The sequence below is a fragment of the Desulfosoma caldarium genome (assembly GCF_003751385.1).
GTDB classification, from domain to species: domain Bacteria; phylum Desulfobacterota; class Syntrophobacteria; order Syntrophobacterales; family DSM-9756; genus Desulfosoma; species Desulfosoma caldarium.
On sequence record NZ_RJVA01000016.1, the window covers coordinates 32,171 to 57,988 of the forward strand.

Consider the following 25,818-nt stretch of genomic DNA (forward strand, 5'->3'; position numbering starts at 1 on the left):
TCTGTGTGTTTAATGTTTCGAAGGTTTGAGGACATGCCGAACCAGGAAGGAGGCCAGATCTTCTACCTCTGCTCCGACCTTTTTCAGATTGCCAAGACATATTGGGCACATGGCTAAAATGGGGGCCCCGGTGCGCTGCAACTGTTCCACTCGCCGAGTCACGATATGCCGGGATAAATTGGGCGACACGGATTCGGCCGGCCCCCCACAGCAATGGGTCAGAAGCCCTGACTGCGGCACGTCGCAGACGACGACACCCGCATCGCGAAGCACATGGCGAGGTATATGAGAAAGCTTCACATACCGCCCGTAAAAACAGGGATCATGCACGGTGACTCGGTGGCCGTTCTGAGGCGCCTTAAGCCGCAGGAGTTCAAAATAGGGGTGCACATTGAACACGGCTTGGGCATATCGTGGATACAAGACCTTGAAGGCGTAGGTTGTGTGAGGATCGACTGTGATGAGGGTTCGAACGCCCGCCTTGCGCAACTGTGAAGCCACAAAACGTGCGTGAGCCACGAATGCCTCGTGATCTCCTAAATCGTAGAGCAGGATGCCACTGTAAAAATCCAGGTCCGGGCGATAGGCGAACCTTATGCCGGAATGGCGAAGAAGCGTCACCACATCCTTGAGGATTTGGTTGTATGGGGCCTGCTCCTTGGGCCTCACCATGAAAAGGGACCCCAATTGCACCAGTTTCTTTGGAATCCATGCTCCGTAGCCCACAAAAGGGGCCCAGCGAGTGTCCTCCAGCCTCTCAAGGTGCCCCGTGATCTTTTCAATGAAGGGAACCGACTGGACCATGAGGCCTGTGGCCAGTAAGGTGTCTCCCTGTCGCGGAAGCCCAAGGCCTTTCCACCACCGGTTCAGGACCCACGAAAAGGCCCCGAAAGGGTTACGCGTGGCCCGGACATTGCCTGCAATGAGTTGAATGATGGACTGAGGATCATACATGATCGGAACTCCTCCAATGATGCAGCACATAGCGCCGCAGGGCCAAAATGACTTCTCCCGGGTCGGCTTCTCGAGGGCAGGTCTGGGTGCACAGACCGCAGTGAAGGCAGCGCCACAGTTCGGCGCCCCGTTCCAGAATGCGATCCTTAGCCCCGATTTGAGCGTAACGAATCATTTGACGGGGGAAATGCTGATCGATGAGAGGGCAGATGGCAGCGCACGTGCCGCAGTGAAAACATTCGAGGGTCTTGGGCGCTCCGAACTGCTCCAATTCATCGGCAAAGTTAATATCGACAAGTGCCATGGTCGGCCTCCGTTTTGGTTCGTTTCTAAAAACCACAGTGTGTCAAGATTCGGTGGGTGGCGCGCTTTTCGGCACCTGATCTTCTGCAAGGCCATAGGTGAAGTAGGCACCAGACTTGTCCCTCTCGAAAATCATGCCGTATTTTTTTAAGGAGGCAATCCACCAAAGGGTTTCCTGGGGGGAGAGGCCGGTGGCTTCGGCGATTTCCGGCACCGTTTTTGGTCCGTCACGAAGCGCGCTCTTGATCGAGGCGATGCATTTCTTTTGAGCTTTCACCTGAGCGGCCACGCGCTGCACGGTGTCTTGACGAAGGGTGCGAAGGCGCTTGAGCGTTTCCTTGTGTTGAGCTTTAGTCGGCTTGCGCTCTGTGAGAAAATCCATGGCCTTTTCCTTCCCGGCCCGTCTGCCATGGCCTTCATCTACGCCGCTACTTCAGCGGCGATGGCTTCCACCATGGCTTCAAACTGGGCCAACGTGGATCCTTTGACCTGTATAGCGCCCGTGGGACATACGGCCACACAGGCTCCGCACCCGAGGCACAGGGCGGCAACCACCTCGGCGTGACGAACGGTTTGACCATTCCTTTGCCCTTCGACCCATCGAATGGCGCCTTCGCGAAGGCACGCTTCCAGGCATGCGCCGGTGCCCTCGCATTTTTGGGCATCGACTTCGGCCACAAAGGGATCCAAGGTCACGAAACCCTTGGACAGAAGCACCGCGGCCTTGGATGCGGCCGCGGAAGCGGCGTTACAGCATTCGCCGATATCCATGGGAGCTTGGCAAGTTCCGGCGAGCAGGATCCCTGTGGTGGCCATTTCAACGGGGCGCAGTTTGGGATGGACTTCCAGCAGGAACCGATCGGCTCCAACGGGAAGTTTCATTAAATGCACCAGGTCGCCGATGTCGGACGGCTCCATACCCACGGCGAGCACCACGAGATCGACCGGAACATGCACCTCCTCGCCAAAAGTCAACGTGTCCTGAACGCTCACGGTGAGCGGGAAACCGCCCGGGCCGTCAAAGGGCTGCACCTGAGGCGGGTTTTCCGGTTCAAATCGAAAAAACAACACCTTGTTCTTGGCCGCGTGCTGGTAAATTTCTTCCTGTCCTCGCCCGTAGGTTCGAATGTCCCTGTAAAAGTCAAACACGTGAGTTTGGGGAAAGCGTTCCCGCACCTGTGCGGCGGCAAAGAGGGTCGCTGCGCAGCATGTTCGTGAACAGTACTCGTTGAGGTGTCCTGAGGGTCCTTCTTCGTGAAGGCCTGGAATTTGACGGCTTCCAACACAATGGATCATTGCCATACTGCGAATGGGGCGCCCGTCGATGGTGAGCGTCGAGCCTTTCTGAGGGGCTGTATCTCGAAGGGCTTCGATAAACTGGGGAAGCGTGAGGACTTCTCGATAAACGCCGTAGCCGTATTCTCCGTGTTTTGGGACGTATGGCCGAAACCCTGTGGCCAGCACCACGGCACCGGTCTCCAAGCGAAACCTCTGGGGAGTTGACGGCACAGGCGCAATCAAGGCCCCTCGAGATGGCACAAACACAGGTTCCTTTGCCGTCCACGCCTCGTGCGCCCGCCGCAGCTCCTCATCGTTCGGTACCTCCGGGGGAACAATTTCCACGTCCAGGGAAAAGTTTCCCACATACCCATCAAAGCCCACGAGCCGAGCACAGGGATAAAACGTGATGGACGGATGCTGCATGATGCGCCGAGCCAAGGAGAGGATGAGGTCCGAGGCGGCCTCCCCCGTCGGTGCCACGCGATCTAGGGCGGCAGCACGGCCACCGACCCACGGAGTCTTTTCGATGCACGCCACGCTAAAGCCTCGGTCTGCCAGATCCAAGGCGGCACGCATGCCTGCCATGCCGGCGCCGATGACCGTGACGTGCTGCCGTGCCTCCACACGCAAGGGATCCAAAGGCTGCAGAAGCCGTGCTTTGGCTGTGGCGGCGGCAATCAAGGTTAAGGCCTTTTGCGTGGCGGCGTCTCCATGATGCACCCAACTCACCTGTTCCCGAATGTTGGCATGCTCATACATGTAGGGATTGACTCCCGCCCGTTCCAAGACCCGGCGAAAAGTCGTCTCATGCAGGCTCGGGGAACAGGACGCCACCACGACGCGGTCCACCACGCCCTTTTGGAGATCTTCCAGAATCATTGCCTGGCCCGGGTCGGAGCACATGAACATATTGCGGCGAACAGCCGCCACGCCGGGAAGATGCTCAGCCTTGTCCGCCAGGCTTTCCACATCCACATGGTCGGAAATGTTGCCGCCGCAGTGGCAAATGTAAACACCCACTCGGGCTGTTTGGTCATTCCTTGCGGATGCTTCGGCTCGATTTTCCATTGAAAACACTCCTTAAGAGAGGATCACGCTGCCCAATTCAGGTCCCTTTTACGCTGGAGGAGGTAACTGGCAGCATGAGCTGCGGCCGCACTCGCCTCTGCAATGCTGTCCACAATATCCTTCGGCCCCAGGGCGGCTCCGGCCGCAAAGATGCCATCCACCCCGGTGATCGTGGGGGCGATCTTGGCGTAAGGACTCCGAAGAAAGCCGTCGCTTTCCGTCTCAAGAGGCGTTCGCCCCACCGGATTCCAACCGGGAAGTTTGCCCACGGACAAGACCACTAGGTCATGCCAGGCTGTGGTCACTCCATTGCCCATTTGGTCTTCGTAGCGTACCGCCACGGATCCGTTTTCTGCTCCTTCTATCCACGCGACCTTGGCTTTCACGAAATGAATGCCCATAGCCTGAGCGTTTTGAAAAAACTGCTCATAGTTCTTTCCAAAAGCACGAATATCCATGTAATAGATGGTGATGTCGGCTAGAGGCAGGGCTCCAGAGAGGAGCATGGCCTGCTTGATGGCATACATGCAGCACACTCGAGAACAGTAGGAAACGCCAAGGCTCTTGTCCCGAGAACCGACACACTGCACAAAGGCGATGGAGTCGGGTTCCATGCCGTCCGAAGGACGGAGCACCCGGTTATACGGCCCGTGAGGTGCCAAGAGGCGCTCCATCTGCAAAGCGGTGATCACGTTGGGAACGGTGCCCTGGCCATACTGAGGCTTGTCTTCCAAAGGCATGGTGGAAAATCCGGTGGCCACGATGACGGCGAGGACCTCCAGGACCACAGGGTCCGGTTCCTGATCGTAGCACACGGCATCCGTCGGGCATACCGTGGCACACGAGCCGCAAAGCATGCAGTGCTCCGCGTCCAGAACGGCTATTTGAGGCACTGCGTTGGAAAACGGCACACGGATGGCCTTGCGCGCCGCAAAACCACCCTGATTTTCGTCAGGCACGTACACCGGGCAGTGATACTCACATTGGCGACAGCCAATGCATCGGTTTTCGTCCACGTAGCGGGGCTTTTTTAGAATCCGTGCTTCAAAGGTTCCCGATCCGTTGGGGTGCAGGGATTCCAGTTCACAAAAGGTAAAAAGCCTAATGTTCTTATGATGGGCCGCTGCGGCCATCTTGGGTGTCGTGATACAACTGGCGCAATCCAACGTGGGAAACACCTTGGAAAGGCGAATCATGGTGCCACCGATGGAGGCGTCCTTTTCCACCACCGCCACCGTGTAGTCTTGATCCGCCAGGTCCAAAGCCGCCTGCAGACCGGCAATACCGCCTCCCACCACGAGCGCGTCAAAGCGCAGCGTCTCACGCGATGTCATGATTCACCTCATTCAAGCGGTCACCGCTTTGAGCCCCTTTTCAGAAGGGTTCGCCATCGTCTGCTCACGGCCCGGAGGTCCCAGCTCGCGAACTAGATCGTTCATTTGCTGGACCTCATTAAGAAAGGCTCGAGTGCACACCGTGCAGATGGATGTGAGCCGAAGACGGCGAATGTCCAAACCCCGTTCTTTCATGAGCTGATAGACGCGATCGATGCGCTTAGCTAAAGCTTCGTAGGCCCCCTCGTAGGGACATTCCACGCCGCAACTCATGATGAGAATGCCCGCAATGCCCTTATCAAAGCACTTGAGGTAGAAGCTCTCCGGGAACATGACGGGCGCTTTTACCTTGATAATGTAAGTGTTGGGCGGATAGTTCATGTGCGCCTGCCCGACGGCGTCGGCCCCCGGGTAGGCGCAACTTTCCGTCGCCAGAATCAAAATTTTGCCGGAAAAAGGGGCAGCATTCATTGGGTTTCCTTGCTTATTTCTTGCGGCGAACGAAAATGCGCTCGTAACCAGCCGCGCTTAAATGACCCAGATATTCATGGCCCACCTTCTTGGCCCACACGGGAATGTCGTTCTTGGTGCCGGGATCGCTGGAAAGAATTTCCAAAACCTCGCCGACTTTAACTTTGCCAATAGCTTTCTTGGCTTCCAACAAAGGCCCCGGACAGGCGCTTCCTCGCGCATCGACCACAGAAGCCACTTGCAACGTGTTCAAATCTACTGTAGACATAAAATACTCCTTTCTTATCGTGGAATTTTTTGGGTTACCCAATCGACTCGACCTAACAACCGCTATCGTTTCCAGGCAAACCCTATGCCAGGAAACACCTTGGTCACACAAAGGCTGGAATTCCCGCATCGGGGCGGGCCGACAACGATGCTTGAGCCGGCCGGCCATGCGGGTTTCGAAACGCAGCCGAACTTTTTTGGGCCTGAGCTTTCCCTGACAAGGACGCCTGCGGCGTTTTGTCGCGCGGCCGGCGAACGTTAAATATTTAACGCCCGTTTACATCAGAAGTTAACATCTGTTTACATATTCTTAACACATGCCGGGGTGACGCATCGACGAAGGGCCCGTGGAAACAGACGCCAAGCCCACCGGCCTTTGCCTTTCATTTTAAGAGGATTGTGGCGGGAACTTTGCATCAAGTTGCCTCGAAGTTCAACGGGTGCGGATTTGGTGAAAGCCTGTGTTTTGAAATGGCGAGACGCGCCGAGGAAAAAGATCACCCAAAGACAGAGGAGGAGGACGATGCAAAAACTATGTTTTGTCATTTCCATTGGGTTTGAGCGTTCGGGCAGTGCGACGCGGGCCATGCAGTTTGCAAGTCTGGCGGCGGCTGATGGCCATCACGTGGAAGTGTTTTTGATCGACGATGCCATTCATTGGGCTCAGATCGGCATGGCGGAAGGAATTCGTTCCTCTACGGGCGAACACATGAAAGATCTCTTGGATACCCTCATTGAACGAAAAGCCCCCATTCACGTATGTAAGGCCTGCGCGGACAAGCGTTTGATTTCTCCAGATGATCTTATTGAAGGTGCCGTCATCTCGCCAGCGCCTGTATTGGTGAAGATGATGACCGATCCCGAGTACAAGGTCTTCACGTTCTAAAAAAAGTGGAGTCCTTTAGGCGTTAGGCGACGGGAAGTGCAACATCCTTTTTCCGTAAACTTTATGCATGTCGGCGGGGCAGTGGCGCCACGCTAACCTTAACCCACGGTTTGGGCCCCATGGTGAAAAGGATCCTTGTCGCTTTTCGTTTTTCCAAATCCGGCCTAGAAGCTTTGAGAATGGCGGCCTATTTGGCCAGTGTCCATGGGGCGTGGTTGCATATTTTTCATGCGTTGGATTACAGGCTTGCGCATCCGCAAACGCCCGATGAACGCATACTGCAGATGACGCGAGAAATCGAGGAACGGTTTACCAGAGAATGTCGGCCGCTTCTTCAAGGGGTTTCGCGGTTTGGCTTTAACTGTTGGGAAGCGGACCCGGCTGTGGAGGTTGTGAAACTTGCCGAGGAGACGAGGGCGGATCTGGTGGTCGTGGGATGCCATCAAGTGGGTGACCGGCCAGGCATTACGCGCTTGGGAATGGTGGGGCTCACCATTGCCCAGACCGCCCCGTGCCCGGTCTTGCTGGTGCCATGTCCTCGTGAAGCGAAGGAGACGTTGAGTCCATGAATCGGCGAACGTTTTTGACATGGGCGGCTACGGGAGTTGCGTCGGCGGCGGTGGCTCCCTCGTCCGCGTGGCCGGGAGTGTCCCGAAGGGTTCCCGATGACCCTTACGGATGTCTGGTGGATCTTACTCGATGCGTGGGGTGTCGTAAGTGTGAACAGGCCTGCAACACCGTCAACAACCTTCCGGCGCCGAGCGTCCCATTTGACGACATGCTGGTCTTTGACTCACAACGCCGCCCCACACCGCAGTCCTTTACGGTTGTCAACCGATACCATACTGGAAAAGTGGACGACCGAAACCGGCTCGTGCCCACCTACGTCAAGGTTCAATGCATGCACTGCCAAGACCCGGCCTGTGTGTCGGCGTGCATTGTGGGCGCCCTGACCAAAAGGGACAACGGCGCCGTGCACTATGACGAATCCAAATGCATCGGATGTCGTTATTGCATGATCGCCTGCCCCTTTCAGATTCCTCAATACGAGTATAATGACCCCATCACGCCGCGCGTGCGCAAGTGCACCTTCTGCTTTGAGAGGATTTCTCAGCCTGGTGGTGTTCCCGGCTGCGCCGCCATTTGCCCTGTGGAAGCCATCACCTTTGGCAAGCGCAATGTTCTCTTGGCGTTGGCAGCCCAGAGAATTGAAGCAGAACCTGCGCGTTACATTCCGCACATATACGGGGCATCGGAAGTAGGCGGAACCTCATGGCTCTACATCAGCGGAGAACCTTTTGAAAAGCTAGGATTTCTTACGCTTCCGCACCGGCCCATTCCTCAGACGACTGAATCGATTCAACATGGGATTTTTGCCTACTTTTGGGCGCCCCTCACGCTCTATGGGCTATTGGGAGCCATCATGTACGGAACCCATCGGCGACAAAAGCAGGAACAGCAAACGTCCGAGGACAAAGGAGATGGACCATGAGCGAGCGGCATAGGGCCGCCCCGCTGGCGGTTCCTTTGTGGACGCCCGGGGTCTTGGTGTTGGTGGCCTTGATGATTCCGGGTTTTGTTTTTGTGGTTGCGCGGTTTGTGGGTGGCCTGGGGGCCGTGACAAACCTCAGTCAAACATCCCCCTGGGGTATTTGGGTTGCCATCGATGTCGCCACGGGGGTAGCCCTTGCGGCGGGAGGGTTCACCACGGCCGCTTTGGCCCATGTGTTTGGCCGGCAAGCCTACGAAACGATTACGCGCCCGGCCCTTCTTACGGCCATGCTTGGCTACACGTTCGTGCCCATTGCCTTGATGATCGACATCGGCCGGTATTGGGCCATTTGGCATCCCATCATTTATTGGCAGGGCAACTCAGTTCTTTTTGAAGTGGCCATGTGTGTGGTGATCTACACCAATGTGCTCTATATCGAATTCCTTCCCATTGTGGCGGAACGTTACAAGCACGGCGTGCGTCTTCCCGGTCCTCTTTCCGTCTTGAACGGCGTTTTGGAAAAATTTCTTCAAGTGGCGGATCGAACACTTGATCGTGTCATGTGGGTGTTCATTCTCGCAGGTGTGGTCCTTTCTTGCATGCATCAGTCCGGTCTGGGGTCCCTCATGCTCATTGCTCCCACCAAGTTGCACGCCCTATGGTATACGCCCATCTTGCCACTGTTGTTTCTCATTTCGGCGGTGGCCGTGGGATTTCCCATGGTGATATTTGAAAACGTGCTGGCCTCGGCATCCCTGCCCATAGAAGACGAGACACCCGTGTTATCCCAGCTCAGCCGATACACCTTCCTGTTTATTGGAATTTATGGTGTCCTCAAGATCGGGGACCTTCTTGTGCGTGGAACGTACCGCTTTCTTTTTGAAGCCAGTGCGCAGAGCTTTTCTTTTCTGGTGGAAATAGTGGTGGGGGTTTTTCTACCTTTTGTTTTGCTGGGAATGCCGACGGTTCGGCGATCTCGAAGAGGGCTTTTTATCAGTGCGTGCCTCATCATTGCCGGTGTTGTTCTCAATCGCCTTAATGTGTTTCTCGTGGGCTACAGGTCTCCCTATGCGGTCGTAGGTTACTGGCCGTCCATTGGGGAACTGGCGGTGACGACGGCGCTCACGGCGGCCATCGTGTTTTTGTATCGGGTACTGGTGACCTATCTTCCCGTGTTGCCGCCTCGAATCCCAAGCCATGGAACATCGCTGGGCGTAACACACTCCGTGCCAGGGAGGGCTGAGTCATGACAAGACGATCCTCGGGAGGCCTGAAAAAGACCCTCGTCTTGCACCGTTTTTCGATTGGCCCGCGGCGCCTCATCGGATTTGTGGGAGTGGCTTTGCTTGCGATGGGTCTTTTGCTTTTCTCCAATCTTCAAAACCTTATCGGGGCGGAAGCTCCCAAGGGTCCTCCACCGCCGCCCAAGGCCGTGTTTGAAGACGGCTCGCCGTGGCGGGCCGTGGATCTGGAAGAAGCCCTCAAGAGAGCAAGCGAAACTGTGCCTTTGGTTAAGGAAGTTGTCAAGGAGACGCCCGTAGAGCGAAAGAGGCGCTTAGGGGATGCCTTTCCCAAACTGACGGACCTCACCATCGATTACATGGTGCTCAAGAGCCCGATGATTGAGGCCGAAGAAAATCATTACGGCTATGTGCGTTTCATGCACAAGAAACATGCGGTGGTGGTGGGCGACTGCACGGTGTGTCACCATTACCGGCCAAAGGATCCAGCGGCCAAAGAGACCACGCGATGTTCCGCCTGCCATCAAAAAGCTTTTCAGGCGGGCATGCCCGAGCGCCCCGGCCTGAAAGCCGCTTACCATCTCCAATGCGTGGGATGCCATATGGAAAGGGATAAGGGGCCCGTGGGCTGCACGGAGTGCCACGCCAAGAATGTCCCCGACCATTCCACCTTGGTGAAACTGCCGCCCCATCCCGAACCCATGGACGTCACCAAGGAATGTTTGAGGTGCCATGCCAAAGCGGGGGAAGATATGCTTGCCAGTACTCACTGGCTGTTGCGAGGTCCCTCTCCGTACACTGAAGGTCATGAAAAGGATGTGTCGTTGGGCAAGGCAGCAAAAACGGTGAACAACTTCTGCATTGCTCTGCCTTCCAATTGGCCTCGGTGCACAAGTTGTCATGCCGGCTATGGATGGAAAGACGCGAACTTTGATTTTACTGACAGAACACGCATCGATTGTCTTGTGTGCCACGACGCGACCGGCACTTATGCCAAGATTCCCACGGGCGCGGGTATGCCCTACAAGGAATTGGACCTGAGAAAAATCGCGCAAAATGTCGGCCGGCCCACTCGAAAGAACTGCGGTGATTGCCATTTTTCAGGAGGCGGTGGCGATGCGGTCAAGCACGGAGATATGAACAGCATCCTCTACTACCCTTCCCGCAATTGTGACGTGCACATGGGGGGTATGGATTTTCAGTGTGTAGACTGCCACAAGACGCGAAATCACAAGATTTCCGGCCGAAGCACTTCCGTTCCGGTGGTCGAAGGAAGCCATTCGTGCGAAACGTGCCATACGGCGCAGCCCCACGGGGATGCCTCTAACGTCTTGAATCATCATCTGAACCGGCACACCGAACATGTGGCGTGCGTCACATGCCATAGCCCCATTTACGCCAAGTGCAAGGCGACCAAAGTGTTTTGGGATTGGTCCAAGGCCGGTGATAAAAAAAGAAAACCCAAAAAAGACAAGTACGGCATGCCCGATTATTCGTGGCAAAAGGGAGAATTTATCTGGAAGGAAAGTGCTAAGCCTGAATACTACTGGTACAACGGCAAAGTGCGCCGTTATGTGCTTGGGGATCGTTTTGAACCCAACGGCCCGGTCAAGCTCACGGAACCCGTCGGAGATATTCAAGATCCCCAGGCCAAAATCTATGCCTTCAAGGTGATGCGAGGACGCCAACCTGCCGACGCGCAAAGGAATGTCATTGCGGTGCCGCACCTGTTCGGCGAAGGCGGTTATTGGAAGACGCTTGACTGGAAAAAGTCCATAGAAAACGGAATGAAGGCGGCCGGACTTGCCTACAGCGGGACATTCAAGTGGGTGGACACGGTCATGTACTGGGGCTTGAATCATGAGATCACGCCTAAGAATCGAGCCCTTTCCTGTGTCCAGTGCCACGAAAGTTTAAGGCAGGAGCCGTACTGTGGTCGATGCCATCAAAACACCGCATCCATTGATTTCAAGGCCTTGGCCTACCGCGGCATTGATTTTCAGCAACTCTATTATGCCGGCCGAGACACGCTCGAGCTTCTGAATGTCACGGACTACATCGGTTTTCAATCCTTGGGTTACAAAGGGGATCCCATTGTGTACGGCGGGCGTTTCAAGCAACTGCCCCTTGGCCAGGGACCCAGCTTGCCGAAGAATCCCTAGACCACCATCCCAGGGGCGAGCCCGCCCCTGGGGCTTCGAGAAAGAATCCCCTAGGTCTTTTCTCTGCCGAATGTCGCAGTTGCCCTGCCGGCCTGAGTGCCTGAAGAACCTTGCCCTTTGGCGGCGCTGACGGGGCCTATAGGGATTTTCTTTGTGTCAACCGGGCTCGCCCTGGAAACAGATGCCGGCCGCCTTTTGACCCTTTGAGGGACCTTTGGGCGCTGTAGGCGCGACCTTTTTTCCCGAAAATCGAAACGGGTTAAGCGCTGGAGCGGACTGCTCTGTGGGAACCTCATTGGAGCGATTCTGGAGCGCGACAGAGCCGGCGATGGTCTGGCTGACCATTGAAGCGTCGATTTGGGCTCACCGATCGCCATCTTTCAGCTTCTGAACTGGGCCATGTCTTTTGCGAATGAGCCCTGCTGTTTCGTGTATCGTCAAATGTACGCCATTTTTGAAAACACCTCTCCTCCTGTGCAGGTCATCTCTTCGGCACTGCACGTCCCTTACCCCTAGCAATATCAGGGCGGCGTCCCGCTTTTTTGCCAGAGCCTCTCGTAATGGAGGGCCTCAAAGGTTGCCCCCGTCACTTTCAAAACCACACGGCGGCCGGGCCGTACGATCTTGGCGGCCATGTCCATCACCCTACGGCGCGGCGAGGTGGCTTAGCTTACGGGCTCGACCACCGGCGTGCAGACGTCGTGCGTGAAGCTCTCGTAGAGAAAAAAAGAACACCAGCATCGTGGCGTCAAAGCCCGCATGGCGGGGCAAAGCGCTTAAAAGGCTGCTGCTCGAAGCCGAAATCCTTCAGTGCCCGGCTCACCAGCTCTTCACTGCCCCGGTTGTGGTCCCCGACGAGGATCCCTTGCCCTTGAAGCCATGGACCGTATCCAGCTTTGGTGAGCGCCGCATGGATGGCTTGTCCCATGCCCAGGTCACCCCACCGTGTGGGGCCGGGCAAAAGGCAGCACCATCTGAGCATCTTGATCCTGCGGACGGCCAAACAGCGCTCGACGAAACGACTTGACGCCGTGGAAGGAAACCAATCTGTCTGGCTCACACTCGGGGTACGGCAGCATAGCCCGCGTCCTTGGCCTGGGCGTCAATGTCGACCAGGTGCCGGCCCCGGTGCCGTCCATAAAAAAACACAGCAGTTGCTTGAAAATCTCGATGATCGGCTGCCCCGTGCGGCGGCCTCGCGTGGAGCCAAAGAAAGTACCGATCTGCCGAAAAATCTGGATGTTGCAAAGATAGCGAACAAACAGACGCAAACCGTCGAGGCCTGTGAGCGTATTGTGGGTCACCTCAACGCCGTCGATCGTTGCTTTGCCTTTTGTCGCGGTTAAGGTACGTCTCATGGTGATGTGCCCACCTTTTGGGCTACTGTTGCGCGGTTATGGGATGCACCCGATCACGCTACTCGACCACGTCAGCAGCCCATGAGGTAGGTTTTTGATGCTTTAATCGCTCTGTTTAGGTCTCAATCAATTCCCCGCCCCGGCTAAGTCTTCGGCTCAAAGCCCCATTCGAGACTCGCCTGCAGCAGCCTCACGGCTCACGCGCCCGTGTTTCCACGGGTTGAGACGGCCCTGTTCGATGGCTTCGTGAACCAGGTAAAGGATCACCACCTCGGTCTAAGAGGCCGAGACGATGGGCTCGTCGGCGTTCTGCTCGTAAAGAACATGACCGTCTGTGAAGTCCACCAGAATGGCCGAGCGCGCGCGAACTTTCGTGGGCGCCGCAGCCGCCGTTTGCATCATGCGGAGACCGCACACCGCAAGCTCCCAACCCCCAACAATCAAGGGCCTTGTTTGGATCATCGCGTTTCCTTTCTGCATAGGTTCCGTGTTGAGCCGGCGCTGCGCGGCCCAGGCCCCTTTAGATCGCTGCCCACTTTGTCCGAGAAAATCATTCCACACACGGCTTGCTGCACCAATTAAGTGGCCCCGACCGGCTCGAGTCCACGAAACGGCCCAGATTCTACCCTTTCCGGCATTCAATCAAGGGATGGAAGAGGCGTGCGCCGCGGCGAGCACTTATTCGGCAATCGCTTTTGGCGCCGATTCAGAAAGCCAAGCGCACAGCCCGCTTGACCAAACGAGCCTTGGCGCCTACTGTTCATCACAGTTGTCACGGAACCTGCGATCAAGAAGACATGACAACAGGGAGGAATGAACCATGGACCAAGGCTGCTCGATTTTCAAGAATTTGGTTATTGGGGTTGCGGCCTTTGGCGTTGGATTTCTGGGCATGGCTTTCGGCACGCGGGCCGCCGAAGTCAAGGACGTGCAAGCGCTGGTGGAGAAAATTCACTGGCTGGGGCATGATAGCTTTCGAATCGACGGCAAGGATGCCGTCGTCTACATCGATCCCTATCGAATCAAAGACGGCCCACCAGCCGATCTCATCCTCATCACCCACGAACATTCTGACCATGCCTCCCCGGCCGACGTGGCCAAGATTCGTAAGGCGGACTCCGTCATCGTGACCACAGCCGCTGCGGCGGCGAAGTTTTCCGGAGACATTCGCACCGTGAAACCTGGCGATGCCTTGACGGTCAGGGGAGTCGGCCTTCGAGCCCTTCCCGCTTATAACCTCACCAAGTTTCGCAGTCCCGGGGTTCCCTTTCACCCTAAGGAAGCCGGCCATGTGGGGTTTCTGATCACGGTGGACGGCCTTCAAATCTATCACGCGGGAGATACGGACCATATTCCAGAAATGGCCGGACTCGCTCCCGATGTGGCGCTGTTGCCGGTGAGCGGCACCTATGTGATGACGGCGGAGGAAGCGGTGCGCGCCGCGGCGGCCATTGGCCCCAGGGTGGCCGTGCCCATGCATGTGGGCGAAGGCATCGGATCCCTGGACGATGCCGCTCGCTTTAAGGCCATGGCGACCGTTCCGGTCATTGTGCTGCCCTTGGAAAAGTGAGGGCCCATGCTGGACTATTGGTGTTGCTCCTGCCGGGGTTAAGTTTGGTGCAGACACGAGGTGGATGGGTATGCTTGAAAGCCTATCTGTGATGCAACCTTCCTCGAGGCAGGAACTCCGTTGTGGCTTTGTGGCCAACCTGCCGGTGGCGGTCAGTGTGGCTGCCTACGGCAGCGTCCTCGGCATGCTGGCCGCTCAAAAACAGATCACCTGGCTGCAGTTGCTTGTGATGAACCTCACCGTGTTTGCCGGGTCGGCTCAGTTCGTCATGGTGGACCTGTGGGTGCCGCCGTTGCCCTTGGCGGAAATGACCCTGGCCGTTTTGGCCATCAATCTTCGCTATCTGCTGATCGGGGCCTCTCTGGAGCCCCTTTTTCGAGGCACCTCCCTATGGCACAAAGCCACGCGAATGCACTGGGTGGCCGATGAGAACTGGGCCGTGGCCATGGCAGCTCGACGCCGCAACGGGGCGGTGTCCACGTCTTTTTTGTTGGGCGGTGGCCTCTGCATTGTTTCGGCCTGGTGTCTGGGAACCTTGTCGGGACATTGTTTGGGCGCCGCCATTGAGAACCCCGCCGCCTACGCTCTGGACTTTGCCTTTGTGGCCGTGTTTACGGCTTTGGCCGTGTCTTTGTGGCGTGGGAGAAAGGACGCCGTGCCGTGGTTGGTTGCGGCATGTGCCGCGGTGGTTGTGGAAAAAATCCTTCCGGGCAAATGGTACATTCTCGGCGGTGCGGCGGCGGGATCCTTGAGCGCCGTGCTCATGGACGGCAAGCGCGGGAGTGTGAGGCATCATGGCTAGTGTTCAGGAAATGCAAGCTTTCTTGGCCATTGGCGCCGCGGCTCTAACCACCTATGCCCTCCGTCTCGGCGGCTTGCTTCTTGCCAACTGCTTGCCTCAACACGGCCGGTTTCGAACATTTATGGACGCCCTGCCGGGAACCCTGTTGGTGTCTTTGGTGGCACCCAACATTTTGGCGGCCGGATCGTGGGGTTTTCTCGCCGCCGCGTGCACTGCCGCCCTCGCGGCGAAAACAAAGAATCTTTTCCTGGCCATGCTGGTGGGCATGACCATTGTGGGCCTGGCCCGACACCTGTTTCCCGGCTGAAAGAACCGGTGAGGCGAGCTTGCCTCAGGAAGGCCGTGGCGCATCCTCTTCTTCATCCACGGCGAGGCAAGGGGTTACGGCCCTGAGCCCACCCAAAGAAAACCGAATGATATGTTCGGCCAGTCGGTCGATGAGATCCTGGGATATGGGCTGTCCCAAGAGGTATTCCAGGTCTTCCGGGCGCACCGTAAAGACGGCCCGACACTGATTGATGATGCTCAGTTCGCTGAAAAGAAGACGCTCGTCGTTGGTGGGCAGTCCCGTCAAGTCGGAAAGCAGCTTGAGAAGAAACAGGCGGTGGGGCTCAATAAGTTCCTGCAGCGCATCCCGAATGAGGCCTGTGGGATTGGCCAGTTCTTGAAAGTAGAGACGGGTAAACTGCCCGTGGCGGCTCTTTTTCACAAAGTTGATCAGCAGGTCACGAATCAGGGCAGCGAACCGTTCCCGCGGCGGCACATGCTCGGACACCACAGGCCCCTCTTTCAAGTCTTTGCGAAAGGCATGTTTCCACGCTTGCACGTAAAGGGAAGCCTTGTCTCCAAAGTGATAATTCACTGCTGCGATGTTGGCCCCTGCGCGACGACATATATCCACGAGGCGGGCCCCGCGGTAGCCCTTTTCGGCAAAGACCTCGCAGGCGGCTTCCAAAAGCCGTGTGCGTGTGGCGAGCCCGTCGCGTCGCAGAGCCATTTTTTTCTCCGTCCTTTCGCATTCGATGCGTGAAAGCCGCGCCCTTCACGGAAGATGACCCACGAGGTCTTGAACCGGCAAGAGGGATCCCGCCCTTTTGTCGACCCTGAGCGGCCCTTTGAAAGGTGATGGCCGGTGACACTGCCCGATCCGCCCTGCCCTGTGCGCGGCCTTTCCAAAGAACCGTTGACTTTTTCACATCGAATTTTTAAATATGAAATTCAAAACACAATTTGAAGTAGACGTTTGGATTTGTCAACCCTTTCTTGGTGAGGGCTTGTTCATGCAGGGGCGCAAAGGGTTTAGGAGTCAGGAGTTGAGCCGCTATTGGAGGCGATGCGCCGGAGTGTGCTGTGCCGACAACTCGGTCAGAGTCGCCAGGTGGTGGGCGGCTCTTTTTTTAACGGTTGGGCTTTTGGGGTGGGCCGGGGTCGATCCCATTCTTGGAGCCGACCCTTCGAATTCGGGGCAGAACAAGCCCGTGCCCGTAGGTGTCGTGCCCGTTCGAGTCAAAGACGTAAACCCGGCCACGGAATACGTGGGCCATGTGGAAGCGTTGCAGACGGTGGACCTTCGAGCTCGCGTGGAGGGTTTTCTTCAAGAAGTGCGTTTTCGGGAAGGAGCGCGGGTGCGTGCCGGCGATGTGCTTTATGTGATTGAGCAGGACCTTTACAAGGCCCGTGTGGAAGCATCCAAGGCCCAGGTGGCCCAGGCCGAAGCCGCGCTGGACCGGGCCGATCGCTATCTTAAAAGGCTTCGGGCAGCCCGCGCGGAAAGTGTTCCCGCCACAGACATGGACAATGCGGTGACGGCAAGAGCGGAAGCAGCGGCGCGCTTGCAGGCGGCCAAGGCCCAGCTGGCCATCGATCAACTCCAATTAAGCTACACGGTGGTGACCTCACCCATTACCGGGCGCATCGGCCGTACGGCCTATACGGTGGGGAACCTTGTGGGGCCCAGTTCCGGAGTCCTTGCGCGCATTGTCCAAGAAGACCCGATCCGTGTCGTCTACGGAGTCAGTGAAAACGATGTGGCGGCGGTTCAGGCCGCCTTGCGGGAAGCCGCTTCCGGAAAAAACAATCGGGTGTTGGCCCCCTCCTTGCGGCTTCTGGACGGGACGGCCTATGCGTCCACGGGTACCGTACAGTTTGTGGACAACCAGGTGGATCCTTCGACGGGAACCATTGCGGTGCGAGCCGTATTTCCCAACCCGGACGGGCTGTTGATTCCCGGCCAGTACGTCACGGTGCTGGTCAAGGCTCGGGACCCTAACCCCTTGCCGGTGGTGCCGCAGTCGGCCGTTCTGGTGGATCAAAAGGGTCATTACGTCCTGATTGTGGATGCTTCAGGCACGGTGGCGGCTCGATACATCAGCCTTGGGCCGACCCTGGGCACCGAGTGGGCCGTGACCTCAGGGCTGGTGGAGGGGGAACAGGTCATCGTGCAGGGCCTTCAGAAGGTGCGGCCCGGCCAGACGGTGCGCCCTGAAGTGTTGACGGAACAAAGGGGGTAGCGGTCATGTTTTCTCGGATTTTCATCGAACGACCGCGCCTTGCGGCGGTGGTGTCCATCGTCATCACCATCGGAGGGCTCATTGCTCTCTTCAACATCCCCGTGGCCCAATACCCTCAGATTACACCGCCGGAAATCTTCGTCACTGCCGCCTACCCCGGCGCCGGGGCTGAGGTGATTTCCCAGACGGTGGCTGCTCCCATCGAAAAGGAAGTCAACGGCGTCGAAGACATGCTCTATATGTCATCCACGTGTTCCGACGACGGCACCTATCAGTTATCGGTCACCTTTGCCGTGGGCACCAATCCCGACATCGACCAGGTGAATTTGCAAAACCGGGTGCAACTGGCCATACCCAAGCTTCCTGCGGAAGTGGTGGCGCAAGGGATCACGGTGCGGCGCCGTTCTTCGGACATCATGGCGGCGGTCAGTTTTTATTCTCCCAAGGGCACTCAAACCATGCTTTCCCTGAGCCATTTCATGAGCAATGTGGTCAAGGACGCATTGGTGCGCCTGCCCGGGGTGAGCGACGTGTTCATCTTTGGAGAAAAGGAGTACAGCCTTCGCATTTGGATGAACCCGGACCGACTCACGGCCATGGGGCTGACGGCTGAGGATGTTATCGCCGCGGTGCGGCGTCAAAACATTCAGGCCGCCGTCGGGGCCATCGGCCGGGAACCCATGGGGCCGGAACAGCAGGTTCAGTTTACCATTCGAGCCAAGGGGCGGCTGGATAAACCCGAGGAATTTCAAAACATCGTCATTCGTGGAAACGACCAGGGGGGGCTGGTGCGTTTGAAGGACATTGCCCGCGTGGAGTTGGCCGCCAAGGAGTATTCTACCGACTCCATGCTCAACGGAAACCCTGCCGCCACGCTGGCCGTGTACCGAGCCACCGGAGCCAACGCCTTGGACACCATGCAGGCCGTTCGAGCCGAACTGCAGCGCCTGTCGAGGTTCATGCCCCAGGACATGGCTTACGAAATCATTCTGGACACCACTCGCTATGTGTCGGCAGCTATTCGAGAAATCCAATGGACTTTAGGGCTTACCTTTCTTCTGGTGCTTCTCGTCAATTACGTCTTTTTGCAGGACTGGCGCGCGACCTTGGTGCCGACGGTGACCATTCCGGTATCTTTGATCGGGACCTTTGCGGTCCTTCTTGCCCTGGGCTACAGCGCCAACACCATCTCCTTGTTTGCCCTCATCATGGCCATTGGTCTCGTCGTCGACGACGCCATCGTTGTGGTGGAAAACGTGTTTCGCCTCATGGCGGAGGAAAACCTTTCGCCAAAGGATGCGGCCATCAAGAGCATGGAGCAGGTGACCGGCCCGATTATTGCCACCACCTTGGTGCTTCTGGCCATTTTCGTCCCGGTGGGCTTTATGCCCGGCATCACGGGGCAGCTCTACAAACAGTTTGCTGTGACCATCTGCACCTCGGTGCTCATTTCCACTCTGTGCGCTCTGACCCTGAGTCCCGCCATGTGCGCCATCCTCCTCCGGCCTCATCGGCCGCCTCAACGCGGCCCTTTTGCTTGGTTTAATCGGTTCTTGGCTAGGGCGCGCCGAGGCTACGTGGCGGGATCCGCCTTGCTCATTCGCAAAGCTGTTCTTGGATTGCTTATTCTAATCGGGGTGTTTGTGGGTAGTGGGGTTTTGTTTCAAAGGAGCCCCAGCAGTTTTCTTCCGGAAGAGGATCAGGGCTATTTCTTTTTTAACACGCAGCTTCCCGAAGGGGCGTCCTTGGGACGAACCTACGAAGTGATGAAGCGCATCACGGGAGAGATTCGTTCTATCGACGGCGTGAAAGACGTCATCGGGGTGAGCGGATTCAGCCTATTGAGTGGCCGTGCGGCCAACGTGGGATTTGGCATTGCCATTCTCAGGCCGTGGGACGAAAGGCCAGGCGCTCGACTGCATGTGGAGAACATTGTCAGGCAGGTCCAGGCACGCCTGGCCGCCATTCCCCAAGCCAATTCCTTTGCTTTTGCGCCACCGGCCATCATCGGGCTGGGCACGACGGGTGGTTTTGATTTTCGGCTTTTGGCCCAAGAAGGCCAAAGCCCGCAGGAACTCTTTGGCGTGGCCCTCTCCCTCATGATGGCCGCCAATCAGGATCCGGCCCTCTCCCGAGTCTTTACCACCTACACGGCCAACACGCCTCAGATCTTTCTCCACGTGGACAGAACCCGCGCCGAATATATGAAAGTGCCCGTAAGCCGCATTTTTTCAACGCTGCAGGCCCAGTTGGGATCGGCCTATGTCAATGACTTCAACCTGCAGGATCGCACGTACCAGGTCAAGGTGCAGGCGGAAGCGACCTACCGCGACGATCTTTCCGACATTCAAAGGCTGTATGTGCGAAGTGATGCCGGAACCCTTGTTCCTCTCACCAGCCTTGCCACCCTGTCCACCATTCTGGGTCCTCAATTGATGAAGCGTTACAATCAGTTTCCCAGCGCGGATTTCAGCGGCCAGGCGGCCCCGGGCTATTCCTCCGGCCAAGCCATGGAGGCCATGGAACGATTGGCTTCCAAGGTGCTGCCGCCAGGCTACGGCTTTGAATGGTCGTCGGTGTCTTTTCAGGAAAAACAAGCCTCAGGTCAGGTGGTCTGGCTTTTCTTTCTAGCGGTTCTTTTTGGTTACCTGTTTCTTGTTGGTCAATACGAAAGCTGGAACATTCCTCTGGCCATCATCTTTTATGTCCCGGTGGCAGCTCTAGGCGCTCTGGCCGGACTGACTGTGATGGGCATGCCTTTGAGCATCTATGCGCAAATCGGATTGGTGCTTCTGGTGGGGCTGTCTGCCAAGAATGCCATTCTCATCGTGGAATTTGCTCGAGACAGTCGAAGGCGTGGCTTGTCCATCCCCGAAGCGGCGCTGGCGGGTGCCGGCATTCGGTTCCGCCCCGTTCTCATGACGGCATTCACCTTTATTCTAGGGGTGGCGCCCTTAGTGATTGCCACCGGAGCCGGCGCAGCCAGCCGCCGGGCCATCGGGACCACGGTCTTTTCGGGCATGCTCGTGTGCACGCTTGTGGGTATTTTTCTGATTCCCTATCTCTTTTACGTGTTTCAGACGGCGCGGGAAAAAGGTCGAGCGTGGCGCGAAAAGCATCGTGGCACACCCTGATGGAGTTCAGAAAGGGAGAAGGCTACATGGCGTGGTTTGAACGGGCGCTCTTAAGGACGGTTCTGGGAGGGGTCGTCGTGATGTCCCTCATTGCTCAGGGCTGTGCTCCCGTGGGTCCTCAATACACCGCTCCGGAAAACAAGGTTCCGGAGCGCTGGCACGCTCAGGAGACCGGCCCGTTTGAAGCCGCGAACCTGAGCGAGGCCGTTCTGGCTCAATGGTGGAAAACATTTGACGACCCTATTCTTACCGAAGTGGAGAGTCGCGTCCTGCAGGCCAACAGGGACCTCAAAGTGGCCGTAGCTCGTGTTCGAGAGGCTCGAGCGGTTCTCGGCACCCAAAGAGCCGATCTTTTTCCATCACTGAATGCGGCGGGCCAAGCTTTGCGGCAGCGCACCAGCGCGCATGGCACCGCCAGTCGGGCCATGGAAACGGGATTTTACCGGGCCGGTTTTGACGCAGGATGGGAGCTGGACCTGTTTGGCGGAACGCGCCGGGCCGTGGAGGCGGCCCTTGCCGACTGGGAAGCCGCTCAAGCAGCCCACGATGCCGTGCGGGCGAGCCTCATGGCCGAAGCGGCTTTGGCTTACGTCGAACTGCGCACCTTTCAGGAACGCTTGGATCTGACGCGCCGAAACATAGCCGTGCAGGAGGAAACTTACGAATTGAACCTCTCGCGCTATGAAGCGGGCCTTATTGACGAACTGCCCGTTCAGCAGTCACTCTACAATTTGGAACACACGCGAGCCGCCGTTGCCCCTCTGGAAGCCGGTTTGGAAGCGGCAAAGAATCGACTGGCGGTGCTTGCGGGTAAGGAACCCGGAACGCTGGAAAAGGTTTTGGGCGAATCTCGCCCTATTCCTTCGGTGCCACCGCGCGTGGCCGTGGGCATTCCCGCCGAAGCGCTTCGAAACCGCCCCGACATTCGGCTAGCCGAACGGAACCTGGCAGCGGCCACGGCCCGCATTGGCCAGGCATCGGCAGAGCTTTACCCCAAATTTCGCCTTGTGGGCACCATTGGCTTGGAATCCCTAAGGGCACCAGATCTTCTGGAGTGGGCCAGCCGTTTTTGGACCATCGGTCCCGCCGTGCAATGGCGCCTTTTTGATGCCGGAAAGATTCGCCAGACCATCGAGGTTCGCACCGCGCAGCAGGAGCAGGCCCTGTTGCGCTACGAATCCACCTTATTGAACGCTCTGGAAGAAGTGGAAAATACTCTTGTGGCCTTTGCCAAGGAACAAAGGCGGCTGGAGCAGCTGAATAAAGCCGTTGAGGCCGCCCAAAAGGCGGCGTTTCGCGCCGGAGACCGCTACCAAGCGGGCCTTGTGGATTTTACCGATGTTTTAGATGCGCAGCGTACCCTGCAGAATTTTCAAGACGAACGCGCTCAAAGCCGTGGCGCCGTCACGGCCAACCTGATTCGGCTTTACAAGGCTTTGGGAGGCGGCTGGCAGCCGAGCACGTCGGCGAATCCGTGAGCGGAGCCTGAGCGCTTGTCAACGCGCGGCCTTGAACTGCAGGCTGTTATCGCCCCGCCTTTGGCGCCGTGCCGTGCTCCCACAGAAGATCGTGCCGAGCTCATCCACAAGGGTTTTTCCCAACACGCTAGGCCTTGACCAAAAGATTCGCCAGGCGCTGTTTTTTTGCCAGCGGCCTTGTTCCCATCGGCCACGGCGCTGTCGAAAAAGAGCCTCGCCCATTCCTGTTAAACGGAATCCAGGCTTTTGGGAAAGGCGGCCCCGTCGGCAGCCATGAGGCGGCTGATGCCGTCCCAGTCGTGCAAACTTTCCCCATGACGGTCCAGGCTTGGTGCAGGGCCAGCAGGCGCACCACCTGGTTGATCATGTTGGCATCCTGTTGTCCAAAGCCAGCCGTGGGCAGCACCACGTGAGCCCACCGGGCCGCGGGGCCCAAAAGGTTGTCCTGAAGCACGAGAAATTCCAGCCGATTCAAAGATTCCCAAGCCTGCGGAAATCCTTCTTGCCAGAGCGCACTGTCTTGCAGGAGCAGGGCTCGAAGGTGACCTTCCTGAAGAGCTTCCGGCACATCGACGGCGGGACACTGAGGAATCGACGCACCGTCCCCCAGTTTCCACGAAGTGGTGACGGAACGTGCCATCGTCCGGTCCGGGCAAGGGCTGCTTTTAACGTTCTGACCTCCAACATTTTGCGCTTTATCGGTCAGCTTGGCTTGCTGGGAGATGGCGCACCGATCCGCCATGTAGTCAAGCGGAGCAGGATGAAGCCCGTGATCCAGGAACCTGATCGAGCGCGCCTCCCTGCGGATGGAAAGCGGGCGCCAGCTCCAGCTGAGATTCAGCCGGCACTGCCTGCTTATGAAGCCTTCTGGAAGGTTTATGGGTTTATGGCTACCGGATAGCCTGAGATCAACCTCAGCGGTCTCGAAATGGTTGCGACGGCCGATTAGATAAGTACGCTCACGGTCCGCCGACATGGGCTGATTTTCCAAAGACTGCAAGAAAAAATACAGGGCGTGGACTCTGCTATGTCTTATAAGAGAATGTCGACGGCGCCTTTTTCAAAAAAAGAGCCCTGTGTGCATGAAGGCATGGAGGGGCTCTTACCGATTCACGAAGGAGATGATCAAGCCATTCCTGGGGGAGATAGGGCATGAGGTTTATGACTTCGGCACGCATTCGGACACGCCCGTCGACTGTTCCCCGTTCCTACGCGCTGCGGCCAAAGCGGTGCAGAAGGGAGCATGCGAGCGGGGCATTGTCTTGGGGGCTCCGGGAACGGGGAGGCCATGGTGGCCAACCGACTCAAAGGGATTCGGTGCGCACGCTGCTGGAACCGAAAAACGACCCTCCTACTTAGAGGGCACAATGATGCGAACAGAATCTCCCTAGAGGCGAGGACGATCTCCCCTTGAACGGCCCTCAAGACCGTGGACGTCTGGCTCAATACCCCCTTTAAGGGGGACATCCTATGAAACGGATTCAAAAGATTGATGCAATTGTCAGTTAAAAGGAGAAGCCAGGGGCCGAATCATAGAACGAGACGCACGTATGGATGAAACGTCCAGGCCCGCGGGGGACGAAGCGGACCGACGACACCCTGTCTATTTTTTTGGGGGATTATGTTGGTGAACACGCCCAATTCGTAGCCGGTTCTCTCGTTGATGAAGGTTCCTGCCAGGACCATTCTTTCCCCGTAGGGTATCTCAAGGGGGGACGTTGTCCATCCGGATGATCACGTAGACCTTTTACCCGGGCGACTGTTCGATCAGACCCCGCATCAACCTCCCTCAGAGCCCTGAGCCCCTATAGTCCACCCTGACGGCCGTGTACCCCCGTTCGAGATATCCGGAGAGATCGAGACCTGTGGCCGCTTCGATTTTTTGACGATCATCTTTCCTGGGATACTTTTGGGTGGATGTGCCTACGACATGAGTTTCCGTATGATGGTGTAAAAAGGAGTTAGCTTCCAGGGGGGGCTGAATCAGGGGGAACCACCCTCCCCCACCTCCCCTCGGGTGTTGAGACAAAAGCCAACCATTGCAATGCATGATGCCATGGGCCTATTTCTTGGTGACAGTCAAGCCCATAAGCCGCCGAAGCATGACGGTGATCCATCACCATACCTGGAATAACCCTGGATAAGCGGATAGATGGCCCATTTCACCACCCGATGAACCGTCGCCAGGTTACGCCTTCAAGGCATGAAGTGATTGGACGATTGGCCGTCCATCTTTTCCTTCGAACGGGCTGAACCGCTCTCTCTTCCGTCTCACACGCCTTTTGTGGACCGCACTCGACGCTGATTGTGGGTGCAGCCCAATTGGGGGGGTCAGTGTTCGCCCCGACGTGATCGCGTCGAGGACGGATCGCGGAGCCCTTGACAATAATGGCCATTGGATGAAAAAACGACAGGATCCTGACATTGGCGCAAGGATCATGACTTTATTGAAGAGGTGAATATGTCGCGATTGCGTGAATTCCGCGCGAAAAAGAATTGGACGCAGGCCGAGCTGGCACGCCGTTCGGGTGTTTCTCGTTCCGGAATCGCCGCCATCGAAAACGGCGCTTTGGTCCCGTCAGTGCATACAGCCTTGGCACTGGCCCGGGCTTTGGACTGTACGGTTGAGGAACTGTTTGCGGACACAGAGAGCCAAGTTATTGCCTGGGCATGGCAACCATCGGAGGAATCCCCTGCCTTTTGGGAAGCCTCTTTTGACCAGACGGTTCTCGCGTTTCCGGTGGAACCGCTACCTTACAGTATTTTGCCGCCCGATGGCTGGGTTGACGGCCATGTGCGAAAACCGCTCTCGACGGATGTGTCAAAAATGACCTTGGTCATGGCCTCCTGTGATCCCGCAGCCGGATTTCTGGCTTCGGTGATGGGCTCAAAGGCAGGCGTGAGGGTGCTGTCCTTTCACCGTTCCAGTAAAGAAGCTCTTTCTTTACTCAAAAAAGGCGTGGTGCATGTGGCCGGGACCCATCTGCGAGAGGTCGATGAAGCGGGAGGAAATGCAGCTGTGGTTCGTGACATGCTCGGAAAGGGATTTCAGTTGTTACGAGGCGCTGTCTGGCACGAAGGCGTGGCGGTTCGTTCCGGAGAAGGCCTGAGCAGGTTCAAGAAATTGAATTCTCAAAGTGTTCGCTGGATCGGACGCAAGCCAGGCACCGGTGCGCGGCGCTGCCAAGACAAGGTCCTTCCCAGTGACAGGGCGGTGGAGAGCATTGCTGAAAACCACTGGGAGGTGGCCGTGGCCGTTCGCCACGGATGGGTCGATGCGGGAGTATGCCATCGTCTGACCGCCGAACAAGCCGGGCTCGAATTTCTCCAGGTGAGCTTGGAGGCGTTTGATTTCTGTTATCCGGCTTACTTGGAAAACGATCCGCGCATTGTGGCTCTGCGCAAAATCGTTCAAAGCGCAAGCTATCGAAAATCTCTGGCGGGCTTCAGGGGGATCGACACCCGGACAACAGGCCAAGAGGAACTCGTTTAACGTACGAAAGGAGA

At 57.2% G+C, this 25,818-nt stretch carries 24 protein-coding genes and 2 pseudogenes; 14 read left to right on the forward strand and 12 right to left on the reverse strand.

Annotated elements, in window-relative coordinates; genetic code table 11:
- Positions 1-9: 9 nt before the first annotated feature.
- From EDC27_RS14600 to EDC27_RS14630, 7 genes are read right to left on the reverse strand one after another with little or no spacing between them, the layout of a single operon-like run.
- Positions 10-954: a (Fe-S)-binding protein gene (locus EDC27_RS14600; protein ID WP_123291376.1), complete on the reverse strand. Its 945-nt coding sequence runs from the start codon at positions 952-954 to the stop codon at positions 10-12.
- Positions 947-1,258, reverse strand: coding sequence for a 4Fe-4S dicluster domain-containing protein (locus tag EDC27_RS14605; RefSeq protein WP_123291377.1), 312 nt, complete (start codon positions 1,256-1,258; stop codon positions 947-949). The genes EDC27_RS14600 and EDC27_RS14605 overlap by 8 nt, the downstream gene beginning before the upstream one ends.
- Positions 1,259-1,300: 42 nt before the next feature.
- Positions 1,301-1,639, reverse strand: coding sequence for a helix-turn-helix domain-containing protein (locus EDC27_RS14610; protein ID WP_123291378.1), 339 nt, complete (start codon positions 1,637-1,639; stop codon positions 1,301-1,303).
- Positions 1,640-1,677: 38 nt separating this feature from the next.
- Positions 1,678-3,606 carry a CoB--CoM heterodisulfide reductase iron-sulfur subunit A family protein gene (locus EDC27_RS14615; protein ID WP_123291379.1) on the reverse strand — a complete coding sequence of 643 codons (1,929 nt, stop codon included), beginning with the start codon at positions 3,604-3,606 and terminating at the stop codon, positions 1,678-1,680.
- Positions 3,607-3,629: 23 nt separating this feature from the next.
- Positions 3,630-4,940 (reverse strand): CoB--CoM heterodisulfide reductase iron-sulfur subunit A family protein, encoded by a 1,311-nt coding sequence (locus EDC27_RS14620; protein ID WP_123291380.1) that lies wholly within the window; start codon positions 4,938-4,940, stop codon positions 3,630-3,632.
- A 12-nt stretch (positions 4,941-4,952) separates the two neighbouring features.
- On the reverse strand, positions 4,953-5,411 hold the full coding sequence (locus tag EDC27_RS14625) for a hydrogenase iron-sulfur subunit (RefSeq protein ID WP_123291381.1): 459 nt from the start codon (positions 5,409-5,411) through the stop codon (positions 4,953-4,955).
- Positions 5,412-5,424: 13 nt separating this feature from the next.
- Positions 5,425-5,679: a sulfurtransferase TusA family protein gene (locus tag EDC27_RS14630; protein ID WP_123291382.1), complete on the reverse strand. Its 255-nt coding sequence runs from the start codon at positions 5,677-5,679 to the stop codon at positions 5,425-5,427.
- A gap of 522 nt (positions 5,680-6,201) precedes the next feature.
- Between EDC27_RS14630 and EDC27_RS14635 the strand changes: the two genes are divergently transcribed.
- The 5 genes from EDC27_RS14635 (at position 6,202) to EDC27_RS14655 (ending at position 11,459) form a co-directional block, all read left to right on the forward strand.
- Complete coding sequence (locus EDC27_RS14635) at positions 6,202-6,564, forward strand: DsrE family protein (RefSeq protein ID WP_123291383.1); 363 nt, start codon at positions 6,202-6,204, stop codon at positions 6,562-6,564.
- A 119-nt stretch (positions 6,565-6,683) separates the two neighbouring features.
- Positions 6,684-7,133 carry a universal stress protein gene (locus EDC27_RS14640; RefSeq protein WP_123291384.1) on the forward strand — a complete coding sequence of 150 codons (450 nt, stop codon included), beginning with the start codon at positions 6,684-6,686 and terminating at the stop codon, positions 7,131-7,133.
- The gene (locus tag EDC27_RS14645) at positions 7,130-8,056 is read left to right on the forward strand and encodes a 4Fe-4S dicluster domain-containing protein (protein ID WP_123291385.1); all 927 of its coding nucleotides are present in this window, start codon (positions 7,130-7,132) and stop codon (positions 8,054-8,056) included. Before EDC27_RS14640 ends, EDC27_RS14645 begins: the two co-directional genes overlap by 4 nt.
- Positions 8,053-9,306 (forward strand): NrfD/PsrC family molybdoenzyme membrane anchor subunit, encoded by a 1,254-nt coding sequence (nrfD, locus tag EDC27_RS14650; RefSeq protein ID WP_123291386.1) that lies wholly within the window; start codon positions 8,053-8,055, stop codon positions 9,304-9,306. Before EDC27_RS14645 ends, nrfD begins: the two co-directional genes overlap by 4 nt.
- Positions 9,303-11,459 carry a tetrathionate reductase family octaheme c-type cytochrome gene (locus EDC27_RS14655; protein WP_211334923.1) on the forward strand — a complete coding sequence of 719 codons (2,157 nt, stop codon included), beginning with the start codon at positions 9,303-9,305 and terminating at the stop codon, positions 11,457-11,459. Before nrfD ends, EDC27_RS14655 begins: the two co-directional genes overlap by 4 nt.
- A gap of 748 nt (positions 11,460-12,207) precedes the next feature.
- Here the strand turns inward: EDC27_RS14655 and EDC27_RS14665 are convergent.
- From EDC27_RS14665 to EDC27_RS14675, 3 genes are all read right to left on the reverse strand, one after another.
- On the reverse strand, positions 12,208-12,387 hold the full coding sequence (locus EDC27_RS14665) for a hypothetical protein (protein ID WP_123291388.1): 180 nt from the start codon (positions 12,385-12,387) through the stop codon (positions 12,208-12,210).
- Between the two features lie 7 nt (positions 12,388-12,394).
- Positions 12,395-12,817 carry a hypothetical protein gene (locus EDC27_RS14670; protein ID WP_148045785.1) on the reverse strand — a complete coding sequence of 141 codons (423 nt, stop codon included), beginning with the start codon at positions 12,815-12,817 and terminating at the stop codon, positions 12,395-12,397.
- A 276-nt stretch (positions 12,818-13,093) separates the two neighbouring features.
- On the reverse strand, positions 13,094-13,279 hold the full coding sequence (locus EDC27_RS14675; RefSeq protein WP_170161850.1) for a hypothetical protein: 186 nt from the start codon (positions 13,277-13,279) through the stop codon (positions 13,094-13,096).
- A 358-nt stretch (positions 13,280-13,637) separates the two neighbouring features.
- Here EDC27_RS14675 and EDC27_RS14680 point away from each other — a divergent pair, with 358 nt between their 5' ends.
- The 3 genes from EDC27_RS14680 (at position 13,638) to EDC27_RS14690 (ending at position 15,496) form a co-directional block, all read left to right on the forward strand.
- Positions 13,638-14,387 carry an MBL fold metallo-hydrolase gene (locus EDC27_RS14680; protein ID WP_245994626.1) on the forward strand — a complete coding sequence of 250 codons (750 nt, stop codon included), beginning with the start codon at positions 13,638-13,640 and terminating at the stop codon, positions 14,385-14,387.
- Between the two features lie 70 nt (positions 14,388-14,457).
- Positions 14,458-15,189, forward strand: a complete 732-nt coding sequence (locus EDC27_RS14685) for an AzlC family ABC transporter permease (protein WP_211334924.1) — start codon at positions 14,458-14,460, stop codon at positions 15,187-15,189.
- Positions 15,182-15,496, forward strand: coding sequence for an AzlD family protein (locus EDC27_RS14690; RefSeq protein WP_123291391.1), 315 nt, complete (start codon positions 15,182-15,184; stop codon positions 15,494-15,496). Before EDC27_RS14685 ends, EDC27_RS14690 begins: the two co-directional genes overlap by 8 nt.
- Positions 15,497-15,520: 24 nt before the next feature.
- Here the strand turns inward: EDC27_RS14690 and EDC27_RS14695 are convergent, their stop codons facing one another.
- Positions 15,521-16,186 (reverse strand): TetR/AcrR family transcriptional regulator, encoded by a 666-nt coding sequence (locus EDC27_RS14695; protein ID WP_123291392.1) that lies wholly within the window; start codon positions 16,184-16,186, stop codon positions 15,521-15,523.
- A gap of 283 nt (positions 16,187-16,469) precedes the next feature.
- Here EDC27_RS14695 and EDC27_RS14700 point away from each other — a divergent pair, with 283 nt between their 5' ends.
- Genes EDC27_RS14700 through EDC27_RS14710 form a run of 3 tightly spaced genes read left to right on the forward strand, consistent with a single transcriptional unit; the run spans position 16,470 to position 22,311 of the window.
- Positions 16,470-17,699, forward strand: a complete 1,230-nt coding sequence (locus EDC27_RS14700; RefSeq protein ID WP_170161851.1) for an efflux RND transporter periplasmic adaptor subunit — start codon at positions 16,470-16,472, stop codon at positions 17,697-17,699.
- Between the two features lie 5 nt (positions 17,700-17,704).
- On the forward strand, positions 17,705-20,833 hold the full coding sequence (locus tag EDC27_RS14705) for an efflux RND transporter permease subunit (RefSeq protein WP_123291394.1): 3,129 nt from the start codon (positions 17,705-17,707) through the stop codon (positions 20,831-20,833).
- A gap of 26 nt (positions 20,834-20,859) precedes the next feature.
- On the forward strand, positions 20,860-22,311 hold the full coding sequence (locus EDC27_RS14710) for an efflux transporter outer membrane subunit (RefSeq protein ID WP_123291489.1): 1,452 nt from the start codon (positions 20,860-20,862) through the stop codon (positions 22,309-22,311).
- Between the two features lie 127 nt (positions 22,312-22,438).
- Here the strand turns inward: EDC27_RS14710 and EDC27_RS14715 are convergent, their stop codons facing one another.
- The gene (locus tag EDC27_RS14715; protein WP_148045786.1) at positions 22,439-22,951 is read right to left on the reverse strand and encodes a hypothetical protein; all 513 of its coding nucleotides are present in this window, start codon (positions 22,949-22,951) and stop codon (positions 22,439-22,441) included.
- 33 nt (positions 22,952-22,984) lie between these two features.
- Between EDC27_RS14715 and EDC27_RS16620 the strand changes: the two are divergent.
- The 3 genes and pseudogenes from EDC27_RS16620 to EDC27_RS14725 all read left to right on the forward strand — a co-directional run.
- Positions 22,985-23,212, forward strand: a pseudogene (locus EDC27_RS16620) (IS1380 family transposase); the annotation flags it as partial.
- A gap of 220 nt (positions 23,213-23,432) precedes the next feature.
- A pseudogene (locus EDC27_RS17130) lies at positions 23,433-23,725 on the forward strand (RpiB/LacA/LacB family sugar-phosphate isomerase).
- A gap of 1,047 nt (positions 23,726-24,772) precedes the next feature.
- Positions 24,773-25,804: a substrate-binding domain-containing protein gene (locus tag EDC27_RS14725; protein ID WP_123291396.1), complete on the forward strand. Its 1,032-nt coding sequence runs from the start codon at positions 24,773-24,775 to the stop codon at positions 25,802-25,804.
- Positions 25,805-25,818 lie beyond the last annotated feature (14 nt).